Origin of the sequence: Candidatus Njordibacter sp. Uisw_058, from assembly GCF_047730065.1 — a bacterium.
Taxonomy (GTDB): Bacteria; Pseudomonadota; Gammaproteobacteria; order Pseudomonadales; family Balneatricaceae; genus Njordibacter.
On record NZ_CP159829.1, the window covers coordinates 1,509,945 to 1,523,318 of the forward strand.

Consider the following 13,374-nt stretch of genomic DNA (forward strand, 5'->3'; position numbering starts at 1 on the left):
AAAGTGCGTCGCCTATTCATTGCCGATTTGCATCTGCATCCGGCTCGGCCAGAACATAGCCGAGCCCTGATCGATTTTTGTCAGCAACGAGTGAATGCTAATGATGAACTGTATATATTAGGCGACCTTTTTGAAACTTGGATTGGCGATGATGTGGGTATAGTTACCTATGCGGACGTGATCGCTTGTCTCAAGCAACTGACCGAGAGTGGTACTAAAGTCTATTTTATGGCGGGTAATCGGGACTTCTTAATAGGCCAAGACTTCAGTCTAGCCAGCGGTATTACCATATTACCAGACCCCAGTATAGTAACCTTTGATGGTCAACCTGTTTTACTCATGCACGGTGATACTCTGTGCACCGATGACAAAGACTACCAACAGTTTCGCGGCCTGGTGCGCAGTTCTAGTTGGCAAACTGGGTTCCTCGCTCAGGCCCCTGCTGTGCGCATGCAGCAAGCTGCAGAATACCGCCAACAAAGCCAAGCCATGACAGCCATCAAATCAGACGACATCATGGATGTTAACTCTGGGACTGTTGAACAAATCATGCATCAACACCAAGTTAACTTGCTTGTTCATGGCCATACACATAGACCAAAAGTTCACCACTTAGACCAAGGCGACCGTATTGTGTTAGGGGATTGGGGTGGGCACTTTGATTATTTAAGTTGGCCAAAGGATGAAAATTGGCACTTAATTAGAGAATCTATTTGATTTGAATGACTAATTTAAATTTTGACGAAGCTTGGCACCAATTAAGCGAGTGTCTGGATCTATTCCAAATTTCTACAACCTCTTTATTATCCAACCTAGTTTTGTATAGCTTTCAGTCTTAACCGAAGCTATGTATATACCTACATTTAAGTTAAGGCGCTAAACAAGGCACTAAACAAGGCGATGGTGGCAAGTAACGACAGCAACGCTAGGGTTAGCTTGCGAATTAACATGAGGTCCATGTGGTTAAATAGACTGGCTCCCATTTGATTACCCACTAACATCGCAGGCACCATGATCACTAGCAGGCTAGGTAAACTTGATGAGATTAAGCCCTGCCCCTGTAACCAAGACAAACCGTAGGCATCAGTAAAAAAGAAGAACAAAATTAGGCCAGCACGCATGGCGGTCATAGACATATTTGAAGATAGCATATACACAGCTACTACTAAGCCACCAATACTTGCTAGGCCATTCAAAAAACCAGCAATAAAGCCAACAAGCACTAGCCAAATTAAAGATTCAGTCCCTTTGAACTGCCAATCACGCCATAAAGCCAAACAGGCAATTAAAACGCCACCACCCGCCAAACCACGCACTATCTCTGGTTGCCAGTATTGCAAGGCAAACACGCCCAAAGGCGTCCCTATAATAACCCCCATAAATAGTATGGTGACCCACAACCAAGGGATGTTGCGCCACACCTTTGGCAATAGATGCAAGCTAGCTAACATCTCCAATACAAACATAAGAGGCACAATAATCTGCGCGCTCAATACAGGCGCTAAGGCAAAAAAGCATAAGGCAGAAAAACCAAAACCCGCTAAGCCTCTGACAACGCCTGCAAGTAAAACGATGCCAAAAACATATGCCAGTTCGAAGGAAGTCAGTGTTAAGTCAAACCAGTCAAGGTTCACACTAGCCATTTAAGTACGCTGTTCGCCCTGATAGAGGCGCACAACATGCCGTGCTTCAGCAAAAAACAACCAACGCTCTAATAACAAGCCAGCCATCATAATTAACCAAGCTAAACCAAGCAGTTCTGCCCTAACCAAACCACCAAATACGCAGTAAACAAGGGCTAATGGAACAATAAAGGTGACTAAGGTCATGATAATACGCAAACGAAGAAGTTGGTCTGCAGCGACTTGGTAACCAAATTCACGGTTTAAGAAAGTGGGCGCGCTATGACCTGCATCTAATAACCGAACGCTGGCTTGAGAAAACCCAGTGGCTGTTTGAATAGTGGCTCCTTGTGGTTTACCCTGCCAGAAAAAATATACCAGCTTGAGGGCTAAGGTAATAACAACTAACCCCATCACAACGGCTTGTAGTTGAGGTTTCAAGGTTCCAAAGAAGGCGTCTACAGCCAAAAATAACAAACCACCACTAATTAGGGCATAGGCCATAAACAACGCAGGAACCATGGGCGTGTTCCACTGACGGATGGTCTTTAAGCTGGCGTAAATCATACTCGTTGTAAACAATGTGACTAGTGCCAGAATCATACTCAGCCCAGCTAGAATGTTAATACCCGACCATTGCCAAAATATAGCCACGGCATAAAGACCTGCAACTGGATAAAGCAAAATGGCAAATACTGCTTCACGCGATAACCATGAAGTGCGAAAGCGGCTAAACGATCGCCACGCATTCTTAGGGTTAGCCAAGTGCATAGTTGAAGACACCAAACCAATACTGACAAGCACCATAGCCATGAGACCAATAATAATTTGTTGGTTAACGGTAAGTGTTTGAGTAAAACCCAACAACTGTCCCGCTCCAAGCCATGCTAACAATCCATAGCCAGCACCAGATGTCACGGTAAAGATAAGAACTGAAAAAGCTGGATGCATAATAAATACCTAAAATTGAAGCAATAATTAACGGTTAATGATGCGATTGACTAATTGCCTAACACCCTGCATTGGTGACACCGCAATACTATCTTGCTGCTTAGGAATTCTAGGTGGCAGATAAGTATTGACAGGGTTGTAACCTAATTCTGGCATAAGTTGTTGGCCAGCACGTTCTCTAGTCAACCTTGAAACTTCTGAATCCGGATCATCAAAATCACCAAATACACGAGACGATGTTGGGCAGGTTAATACGCATGCTGGCTGACGCTCAGCCTCAGGTAATTGTTCATCATAAATTCGATCAACACACAAAGTGCATTTTTTCATGGTGCCAGAATTAGGATCTAACTCACGAGCTCCATAAGGGCAGGCCCAAGAGCAAAGATTGCAGCCCATACACTTATCTTGATCAATCAGCACGATGCCATCTTCTTCTCGTTTGTAAGACGCACCCGTTGGACACACCGTCACACAATCAGCAGTCTCACAATGCATACAAGACATGGGGATATTCACCGTTTTACTATGGGGACTATCTCCAACCTCATAGGAGTGGATACGGTTGAGCCAACTACCACTAGGGTCTTTGCCATGGGGTCGCTCATCGCTCAAAGGACCAATCGTGCCTGAGGTATTCCACTGTTTACAAGCTGTCGCACACGCATGACAGCCAACACATGTGTCTAAATCAACGACTAAACCTAGTTTCATTTGTCACCTCGGCTAAAAATGTCACGCCAACCACGGCTAATATTAATATTGGGATGAGTGCTATAGCTGCTCATCTTGCTTGCAGGAGTAAAACTGGGTAAAGGTTTAACCTTATCAAAACGTGGCCATGTCAGATTTTGCTCGGCTAAGTCTGTCTCATCAGCTCCCACAGGGGTGATCTTGACTCTTAAATCATACCAAGCCGCCTGACCCGTGACTGGGTCAGAGTTGGTCATTCGATGACCGCCAGCTTCAGTTTCCCCAGGTAATAGTTCATTGATCAAGTGATTCATCAAAAAGCCTTGTTGAGATTCGTTGGCGTCATCACTTAGACCCCAAGTGCCTTGTTGTTTGGCAATAGCGTTCCAGGTCCAAACTGTTTCTGGGTTAACCCCTTCCATAAGTTTAACTTGAGCTCGGATACGACCATTATGCGACTCTACCCAAGCCCAGCCAAAGTCTTTGATACCCAGTGCTTCACCCTTACTACGGTGCATGTAGAGGTAATTTTGAGACATGATTTGACGCAACCAAGAGTTTTGCGAGTCCCATGAGTGATACATAAACATAGGGCGCTGATTAACGGCATAAAAAGGGTATTCTTCTGCGTCTGTTCGTTGCTGCTCTAAAGGCGCATAGTAGAACGGTAGAGGGTCAAAATAAGTCTTTAAGCGCTCTTTATGCCGTTCTTCTGTGGGTTGTGGACCATCATATAGCCCTTGTCCTGCCAACCGGAACTTTTGCAGGGTTTCAGAATAAATTTCAATGACGATCTGATCCGTACTGCCCACCCAACCCGCTTCCTTAGCTAATTCCATATAATCTTTGTTGGCGTGGCGCATGTACCTTTGATTTGGCTTCAGCTCAAACTTAAAGAAACATTGGTTATCTATGTAGGCCTTCCATTGATTAGGATTAGGTTCACCACGTAATGATTTATCACCGTTTTTACCCCGCCACCCCGCTAAGAAACCAATGCCAGGGGCGCGCTCAAAGTTAATGATAAAATCTTCATAGCCCTTGAACTTGGGTTGACCTTCATCGTTTGTGAAGGCTGGGAATTTCAGGCGCCCAGCTAAGTCCACCATTACTTCTTGCCAACTGCGAACATCACGATCTAGCGCCAAAATTGGCTGACGGATCGAATCACAGGCGGCATCAACTTCAGAAATAGGACGATCCAACATGGAGATCGTGTCATAGCGTTCTAGGAAGGTGGTGTCTGGTAATACTAGGTCAGAAAAATTAACAGTTTCAGAATGAAATGCATCACAGGTCACAATAAAGGGTATTTTGTATTCTCCTGCGTCATCTTTAGCCCTTAGCATGTCCATGGTCTGAGCAGTATTCATGCTTGAGTTCCACGCCATATTGGCCATAAACAACATCAAAGTATCTATGCGGTAGGGGTCTCCCGCTACCGCGTTACTGATCACCATGTGCATCAAACCATGGTTAGCAATAGGCGCATCCCAAGAATAGGCTTTATCAATACGCCTTGGTTTACCATTTTCATCAATCACCAAGTCTTCTGGTTGAGTTGGAAAACCTAATGGAGCTGATTCTAAAGGCGTATTAGGAGCATTACCTTTGGCAGGTTTAATGGGTGGCACGATATGCTTGGGGAATGGAGGCTTAGCCAAGTGGCCACCAGGACAATCTATAGTGCCCAAGACAACCTGTAATAAGTGAATTGCTCTGCACGTTTGAAACCCATTAGAGTGCGCAGAAATACCACGCATGGCATGCATAGAAACAGGCCTGCCAATAAATTGAGTTTGTGTGCGTCCTGCCCAATCGGTCCACTCTGTGTCAATAGTAATGGTTTCTTTAAACGCTACATGGGCCATTTCTAGGGCAATACGTTCAATAGTGCCCGCATCAACTCCACAGATCTTTGCAGCTGCTTCTGGCGCATATTCAGGCGCCATGTACTTTTCCATTAGGATACTGAAAGCGGTCCGCACAGGAGTGCCACAAGACGCTTCGTACTCTCCAATTAGGGCCGGAGCAACATCAGGGCTAAGAGCCGATTGCAGAGAGTTGGTATGTTGATCCCATATTTGTGGGTTACCTTCGGCATCCCTTAACAATAAGCCATCACCCTGTTGACCAGGGTTGTTGATGACAAGTTGCGGCCCATTGGTATATCGAATTAGGAACTCATCATCGATCAGACCTTCTCTAAGCAGCACTTGCATCATTGATAAGGCAAACATTGCATCACTACCAGGTGTGATAGCTATCCATTCGTCGGCAATGGCTTGATAGCCTGTCCGAACTGGATTAACAGCCACAAACTTGGCGCCCCGTTCTTTAATCCTCTTAAGCCCTAGTTTAATCGGGTTAGATGCATGATCTTCGGCCACACCCCACATCATAAAGTATTTGGTATTTTCCCAATCAGGATCGCCAAATTCCCAGAACGAATGGCCCATGGTGTATAGACCCGCCGCTGCCATGTTAACGGAACAGAAACCCCCGTGGGCTGCCCAATTAATGGTGCCAAATTGGCTAGCCCAAAGCCCAGTGAGGGCCTGCATTTGATCTCGACCGGTAAAGTAAGCCAATTTTTTAGGGTCTGTCGCTCGAATGTTAGCTAAGCGGGCAGTGAGTATGTCTAGTGCAGCATCCCATGAAATAGGTTCAAACTCTCCTGCACCCCTTTCAGTTCCGGGCTTACGCATCAAGGGTTGAGTGAGTTTGGCAGGCGACAGCTGCTTCATAATGGCTGAATTGCCTTTTGCGCAAAGCACCCCTTTATTAACAGGATGGTCAGGGTTACCTTGTACAAAACGTATTTTTTCGTCTTCTATGGTCACCTTAATACCACATCTACAGGCGCACATATAACAGGTAGTGTAACGGTGTTCTTGTTTCGAGTGATCTTCAAACTGCGGCAGGTCTTGGCTTTGTGTCATAGTAACGTATAAAGATAATTCTGGTAGCGTAAGCTTATAGGATGTAACGCTTTTTACCAACAGCCAACCTTTATTTAGCCATAGGGCCACCCTTTCAAAAACTTCTCAAGACAACAGATTTGGGGCATTATTAAGGGCAAAGAAAAGACTGCCAGGGGCAATCCTAAAAGGCATTATTAACACTATTTCAAAGCATTTAACTAACCCGCTAACCCCACAAAAATAGGTGTAGTCTCTGCATAGATAGGTGCTTCTGGTTCACAAACCAAGCATAAACTTTTTACCTTACTGGCGTCAGTAGTAGGCTTAGTTAGGTCACAGGGCGCTAAAATTTCGGGGAAGAACTCCAAGTTTAGTTGACTATTAGGTCTAGGCATCAAAGTATCCTTTCAAGATAAAATAATTTACTGGACCCAATTAAAAATAACTTTTGGCACCATTAATTCCATCATAACATCAGTCATGAAGAAATTAATAGTATATAGAAGATAATTTTAATTACTTTTAGGAATATAGAGAGGTGGATGAGGCAGATAGTTATAAAAACTATCAATTGAAGAAACTAAAAATAACAGCTCCCAAACAGGACTCATAAGAACTAACAGGCTTTATTTAACCTACGATACTGACGCACTAGGGCGCTGGGGGGACTGTGACATAGGCAATCAGGCCTCTAGCATCAGCGCCGGTTAGTCGACTTTTGGCATCGGCTAAGGATCAGTCATCCTTGTCGGGGCGATCCCAACCAGATTCACCTTCAGTTAAATGCCTATCGTTCCTATTAAATAGCAATTCACATGAAACATAGTCTTGCTCATCGCGAGTGTGCTTATCTAAAATTGAGAACTCTTTGTTGGCTTGCTCAGCGACATAATCCTCATGGTAAGGATCAGCAGTGCTTGATGGACTGTTATCAAAGTTGTTTAAAAACTTTAACAACCCCTTCTTGTCAGTCGGCACTTCCCATACTTCATATTGGCCAAGTTCTTTCTTGGCATCCGCTTGGGTGCCCGCCCATTTAGTTCGGTTTTCATTTACATACAGTTTCATTTGATTTTAGTGCTTTATTATTTTTATGAATCTTCACTATATCACCAATTAAAGTCATTTCTATATAATTTTGAACACTATGTTTTAAACTTTTAGCTATATACAAAAGTGTTAGAGTTACACTAATTTAAAACCGGTGCTGGCTACTAATTTAACAGTGTCTAGCCCCGTATTGGCGGCCTCGTTAGCCTTAGCCCACGCATTAATTGAGCGATTACCAGTGCGACAAAAGGCTAAGACCTTACCTGAAGAGTGTTCAAGAGCAGCAGCCATCTGTGCCAAAGTCTGGGGGGGAAAGTTCATACCTACAAATGGAATAAAGTAGTACTTCAGACCTAATGCCTCAGCAGCACTTTGCAGTTGTGCATGACTCGATGGATGCCCATCCTCGCCATCAGGGCGGTTATTTATAATAGTGGTAATGCCCTGCGCTTTAATAACTGGCATATCCGTCTCTAACACTTGCGGTGCGACTGCAAAAGTAGCAGTTACTTTGGTAATATCCATGGCTTATTATTCCCTGTAGTTGGCGATATGATTGGTTAACACTCATTACAACTGAAACCTGCAGTTTAATGAGCTAAACATGCGCTTAAGTTTAGCAGATACACACTAAATAATGTTTACATCAGTGTCTCATTCCCGCATTACTAATGAGCGGCCGAACCGTAAACAGGCGATAGAGCACTAAAAATCAATGTATTCCAAACATTACATCCAATAAAAAGCCCAAGACCTCACATCTTCCGAGGAGGGCTTGGGCCTTGTTTGAACTTAAACCATTACTGGGTTTGCTAGGCAGTGGTGCGCGTTATGGCGGCATCGATCGCATCTACAATTTCATCCAAATCAGCTTGTGTAGCAATGAGTGCTGGGCTTAAGCATAAGGTATTATTATGCTTAGTAAAGCTGCGGTTAGTTCGGCCAATGATTACGCCATTAGTCATGCAGTCGGCTGCAATCGCCATCGCTACACTTTCGTGTACTGGCTCTCTAGTAGCTCGGTCTTTGACTAATTCAATGCCTTGAAATAGTCCCTTACCACGCACATCTCCAATAATAGGGTGCTTGTCTTTGAGATCTTGCAAGCGCTGGCTCAAGTAGTCTCCCATGACCACAACATTCTCTAAAAGATTTTCTTCTTCAATAATACGCATATTTTCTAAGGCAGCGGCAGGACCTGCAGTACAGCCACCAAAGGTAGAAATGTCACGGAAGTAGTCCAATGGATCTTCAGAATTACTCTTGAACAGATCAAACACAGCTTCTGTGGTCACAGTACAAGAAATAGCGGCATAGCCACTGGCCACACCTTTAGCCATAGTGACTATGTCAGGCACGATATTAAAATGCTGATAACCAAACCAAGTTCCTGTCCGGCCAAGTCCACAAACTACTTCGTCCATGTGTAACAATATATCGTACTTGTCACAAATACGGCGGATTTCTTGAAAATAACCTTCAGGTGGCACAATAACACCGCCACCTGCAGTAATAGGCTCCACTACTACGGCTCCCACTGTGTCCGCGCCTTCGCGCAAAATGACGTCTTCCATAGCCCGTGCAGCTTGAATACCATAATCTTCATCAGCGCCATTTTCTGCGTGATAAGCTGAACAATGGGGAAACTCAACAAATCCTGGGGTAAATGGCCCATACTGGGCTTTACGTTCTTGTTGACCGCTTGAACTTAAAGTAGTGATAGTGGTGCCATGGTAATCACGATCACGGTAAAGAATCTTGTGTTTTTTACCACCATATTTTTTAACTGCAATTTGACGTACGATTTTGTAGGCTTTTTCATTAGCTTCTGAACCAGAGTTTGAATAATACACTCGGTTCATGCCTGGCATCTTGTCTATCAAATGTTTAGCAAACAAAGCTCCAGGTAAAGTTCCAGCACTATTGGCAAAGTAATTCAGCTTAACTAATTGATCACGAACGGCGTTAGCAATAGACTCGCGCCCATAGCCTACATTTACAGTCCACACAGCGCCAGAAACTGCGTCAAGGTGTTCTTTGCCATTGGCATCCCATACCCGCATGCCTTTGCCTTCAACAATCATTAAAGGATCTTTTTCTTCTAAAACTTTGTGCTGGCTTATGTGGTGCCAAAGATGATTGCGGTCATCAGCTATGGCATCCTTTGTATCGTAAGTACTTATGTCGTATTTCATGATCTAACGCTCCAACTCTAAAAAGGCCTATATATGCCAAGGCCACAGCAACTAATTAGGGGGACCTACCTATTGGTACCAAAGCTTAATGGTAAAGTAAAGCAACGTCCTAGAACCAGTTAAAAGTAATGGGTGATACCAAAGACCCAATAATACAGCTTTTCACAGAAAACATTAGCTATTTTACCCCTACACACCTTAGAATTGGCACAATTAATAGGATAAAGATTCGACCTATGAGCCACCCATTGTTTATTTTAGATGCTGGATTAAAAGCTAGCCTACAACAACAACTGCGTCAGCAGATTGCCAAGGCTATTTTAGATCATCACATTCCTTTAGATTCACCTCTGCCTTCGAGCAGAAAATTGGCTAAACAGCTTAATGTTGCCCGCAATACCGTGGTGCTCGCCTACGAGCATTTGTTAGATGACGGTTATCTTATTGCGCGTGAACGCAGTGGTTATTTTGTTAACCCAAATATCCTAGATCATAGTGTTCAACTAGAATCTGTATCAGACGAGCGCCACACCTCAGGCACAAAACCAGACTGGCAAGGTCGATTCAAACTTCACCCAACTAAACAAGAAAATATTACCAAACCCAACGATTGGCAAAATTTTCAATATCCTTTCATTTATGGTCAGTTTGACCCAGATCTATTCCCCACCAACCACTGGCGCGAGTGTTGCCGAGATAATGTGAGCGTGCCTGCCATTCGCAGTTGGGCGGCCGATCATTTTGTCGCTGACGATCCCATGTTAATCGAACAAATTCATACCCGTGTGCTGCCGCGTCGAGGAGTATGGGCCAAGCCTGAGGAAATTTTAATTACCATAGGCTGTCAACAAGGCTTATACATGTTGGCGCAACTGTTACTTGATAAAAACACCATCATGGGTCTTGAAGATCCGGGCTTTGTAGATATGCGCAATATCGCAAGTCTTAACCCATCTAAACTCAAAGCCCTGCCCGTTGACGAAGGTGGCTTAATTGTAGACGAGGGCCTTGCCGAATGTGACTGTGTATTTGTTACCCCAAGCCATCATTATCCTACGACCGTGACCATGCCATTAGACCGGCGGCATAAGTTATTAGAAATGGCCAGCCAAGAAGACTTTTTAATTATTGAAGATGATTATGAGTGTGAAGCTAATTTTCACCACGCACCATCACCAGCTTTAAAGAGTTTAGATAAGCATGACCGAGTCATTTATATTGGCAGCTTTTCTAAAACCCTCGCTCCGGGTCTGCGGATTGGTTACTTGGTAGCCAATAAAGAGTTAATTGCTGAAGCTCGCTCATTACGACGCTTGATGCTGCGCCATCCGCCTGCCAACAATCAACGCAGCATTGGACTCTTTATTGCTAGAGGGTATTACGATTCCTTGTCTGCGACTTTAGTCAAGGCATACCAAGAACGCCACAAAATCATGGCTGATGCCCTCCAAAAGCATATGCCAGGCCTTGCAGAGCAGCCTACTTTTGGGGGCTCATGTTATTGGGTCAAAGGTCCCACGGGTTTGGATGCACGTGAACTCAGGGCTAAAGCTGCAGAACATGGCATTTTGATTGAATCAGGTGACATACACTTTTTAGATGCGGATTCTCCTAAGAATTACTTCCGCTTGGGTTACTCATCCATCAACCCAAAGTTAATTGAACCTGGTATTGAAAAATTGTCCCACATTATGCATGAGTTAGTGAATAATTAAGTTCAATTTATTAACATGCCATCTAACCTCACAGACGTAAGCCAAAGCCTTCTCTTAAATTTCCATGCAGGCTCGCCAAAGCGAGATATCTGAAAAGCACATAGATATGAGGAATGATTAAGCTATGCCTGTAGCGGGCCTCTGTGGCGATCTCTGGTTAAGTGCTGCCCCTCAATGGTGTATCTGATTTCTAACACACTACTGTTTGGCTCTTAAACTGGGTGCCATTAAATTTATGCAGATGATAGACCGGCTTGACTGCCGTGCCTCTGGGAACATCATCTAAACGCAGATCAACAGCCACACTCGGCACGGTGCTGGCTGGAACGCCAACTAATTGGCTCTTAACATTACGATGCGTGTGGCCACAGAAGATTTGCTTTACTTGCGTATTTTCTTTTAATACCTGCGTCAAATAATCGATTGTTTCCCAGTTTTCAAACTGAAATGGGTAGGTGGATTCGACAATTTCAAAGGGTGGATGATGCATGAAAAGCACGGTGGGTTTATTTGGTTTTTGAGCCAGCATTTCATGCAAGGCATCAGCGCGTTGTTGGCAATAGTCACCCATATTGGTCGTCGCTGAAAGTGTATCTACAGCAACTAAGCGCACTGGATAATGATCTATACTATATTGTAGGAATGGAGAATCCACAGCTATATTAGTGCCAGTGAGGAAATTCTTAACGATTAAATTTCGATCATCACGATTGCCGGGGCAGACATGCAAGGGCATGTGAATGTCGCCAAGAATAGACAAAGCCAAGTCGTATTTTTCCTGAGATCCGTTGTGCACAACATCCCCTGTATGTATGACGATATCAGGGGCTGGATCGAGATGATTAAGACTATCAACGACACGCCGAAGATCTTCAAGTCGATGCTTAAGTTGCGCTGATTGAGGATCTATATGGCTATCCGATATTTGCGCTATTATCATTATGTCGAAACCAGACTACGCTTGCCACTGCCCTAACAAAGTTTTGTTTTGGCATTGCCAAGCATTAATTAAACTTGGGTATCGTAAAATTTCCGTAACACTGTGACCACCTCTGGACGACCAAATTTAGTCGAAACTTCCTCTCCATTGGATAACATTTCACGCTGACGTGTGCCAGACACATTAATTCTGAATTTTTCGTCGTGCGGGCAAGTTTTGGCTGTTGCCATGCCATCACAGACTTCACAAAAGAATGTAATGTCTATTTTTAGAGGCTGAGTGACTAAGGCTCCCTCCCACAGCGTATCAAAAATATGATGCGCGTCAAAAGGCCCATAAAAATCACCAACACCGGCGTGATCGCGGCCAACAATTAAGTGAGAACAACCAAAATTCTGACGTATAAGGGCATGAAACAAGGCCTCTTTAGGCCCAGCATAGCGCATTTCAATAGGGTAGCCCGCTTGAACTGCGGTATTGGGTTTGAAGTAATTATCAACCATGACTTTAATGGCTTCAACACGAACGGGAGCAGGAATATCACCTGGTTTTAATTTACCTAAAACTTGATGAATAAAGACCCCATCAGTCACATCAATCGCTATCTTTACTAAATGTTCATGACTGCGATGCATTGGATTCCGAGTTTGGAATGCGGTGACTTTAGACCATCCCATTTTTTGAAACAAAGCTCTACTGTCTTCAGGCCGAATATACAAATCGCTAAATTCAGCAGGAAACCATCCTTCATCAATAACTTGAACTGAACCTCCAAGGTTGACCGCGGGTTGGGCCAGGACTTTAGCGACCCCTGGATGACTTTCATCCAGTGTACCAAACACCTTTTCACACTGTAGCTTAAGGTCTGGTATATATTTACCTTGAACCTTAAGGATACCCATAATTTGTTGTGTTTCGTTATCAACCAACGCCACTTCTTCACCAATTGCTACTTGATCAGCTAGGGTCTTATGAGCAGAAAGCGTGACAGGAATGGGCCAAAATACGCCATCTTCCAATTTCATTCCCTCACAGACACCGCGCCAATCAGCTTCTACCATAAAGCCGTCAAGTGGCGTATACGCACCCATTGAGAGCAATAATAAGTCACAAACCTCACAACTACTCATGGGGATTTTTGTTAGTTTCTCTGCCTTTAAAAGAGCTTGGCTTCTTAGGTCTTTTGAGATCAGCAAAGGCTTCAAGAGCCCTGCACCATGAGGTGGGACTAAATTGGTCATTATGGATTTTCCTTTTTTAAGCAAATGATTTCCGTCGAGCATA

General features: G+C 44.0%; 12 protein-coding genes. 2 read left to right on the top strand and 10 right to left on the bottom strand.

All coding sequences use genetic code 11. The features are described 5' to 3' along the window. The first annotated feature begins 3 nt into the window (after positions 1-3). Complete coding sequence (locus ABXT59_RS07060; protein ID WP_443635089.1) at positions 4-717, top strand: UDP-2,3-diacylglucosamine diphosphatase; 714 nt, start codon at positions 4-6, stop codon at positions 715-717. Positions 718-863: 146 nt separating this feature from the next. On the opposite strand, the gene ABXT59_RS07065 is transcribed toward ABXT59_RS07060, so the two are convergent. The 8 genes from ABXT59_RS07065 to ABXT59_RS07100 all read right to left on the bottom strand — a co-directional run bounded on the left by ABXT59_RS07065 (position 864) and on the right by ABXT59_RS07100 (position 9,435). Beyond that, a complete protein-coding gene (locus ABXT59_RS07065) occupies positions 864-1,643 on the bottom strand; it encodes a sulfite exporter TauE/SafE family protein (RefSeq protein WP_443635091.1) in 780 nt (259 codons plus the stop codon). Next, positions 1,644-2,573: a dimethyl sulfoxide reductase anchor subunit family protein gene (locus ABXT59_RS07070; protein WP_443635092.1), complete on the bottom strand. Its 930-nt coding sequence runs from the start codon at positions 2,571-2,573 to the stop codon at positions 1,644-1,646. Between the two features lie 27 nt (positions 2,574-2,600). After that, positions 2,601-3,287, bottom strand: coding sequence for a 4Fe-4S dicluster domain-containing protein (locus tag ABXT59_RS07075; protein WP_443635094.1), 687 nt, complete (start codon positions 3,285-3,287; stop codon positions 2,601-2,603). Next, on the bottom strand, positions 3,284-6,208 hold the full coding sequence (locus tag ABXT59_RS07080; RefSeq protein WP_443635095.1) for a molybdopterin oxidoreductase family protein: 2,925 nt from the start codon (positions 6,206-6,208) through the stop codon (positions 3,284-3,286). The genes ABXT59_RS07075 and ABXT59_RS07080 overlap by 4 nt, the downstream gene beginning before the upstream one ends. Before the next feature lie 200 nt (positions 6,209-6,408). Beyond that, positions 6,409-6,585, bottom strand: a complete 177-nt coding sequence (locus tag ABXT59_RS07085; RefSeq protein WP_443635096.1) for a hypothetical protein — start codon at positions 6,583-6,585, stop codon at positions 6,409-6,411. Between the two features lie 340 nt (positions 6,586-6,925). Beyond that, on the bottom strand, positions 6,926-7,258 hold the full coding sequence (locus ABXT59_RS07090; RefSeq protein WP_443635098.1) for a hypothetical protein: 333 nt from the start codon (positions 7,256-7,258) through the stop codon (positions 6,926-6,928). 117 nt (positions 7,259-7,375) lie between these two features. Further along, the gene (locus ABXT59_RS07095) at positions 7,376-7,765 is read right to left on the bottom strand and encodes a TIGR01244 family sulfur transferase (RefSeq protein ID WP_443635100.1); all 390 of its coding nucleotides are present in this window, start codon (positions 7,763-7,765) and stop codon (positions 7,376-7,378) included. Positions 7,766-8,052: 287 nt separating this feature from the next. Next, entirely contained in the window at positions 8,053-9,435 is a 1,383-nt protein-coding gene (locus ABXT59_RS07100) for an aminotransferase family protein (RefSeq protein ID WP_443635102.1), read from the bottom strand. 236 nt (positions 9,436-9,671) lie between these two features. On the opposite strand from ABXT59_RS07100, the gene pdxR reads away from it, so the two are divergent. Next, entirely contained in the window at positions 9,672-11,150 is a 1,479-nt protein-coding gene (pdxR, locus tag ABXT59_RS07105) for a MocR-like pyridoxine biosynthesis transcription factor PdxR (RefSeq protein ID WP_443635104.1), read from the top strand. 190 nt (positions 11,151-11,340) lie between these two features. Here pdxR and ABXT59_RS07110 read toward each other — a convergent pair whose 3' ends face one another. Then, complete coding sequence (locus tag ABXT59_RS07110) at positions 11,341-12,090, bottom strand: metallophosphoesterase (RefSeq protein ID WP_443635106.1); 750 nt, start codon at positions 12,088-12,090, stop codon at positions 11,341-11,343. A 68-nt stretch (positions 12,091-12,158) separates the two neighbouring features. Then, a complete protein-coding gene (gene sat, locus ABXT59_RS07115) occupies positions 12,159-13,331 on the bottom strand; it encodes a sulfate adenylyltransferase (RefSeq protein WP_443635107.1) in 1,173 nt (390 codons plus the stop codon). Positions 13,332-13,374: the final 43 nt, after the last annotated feature.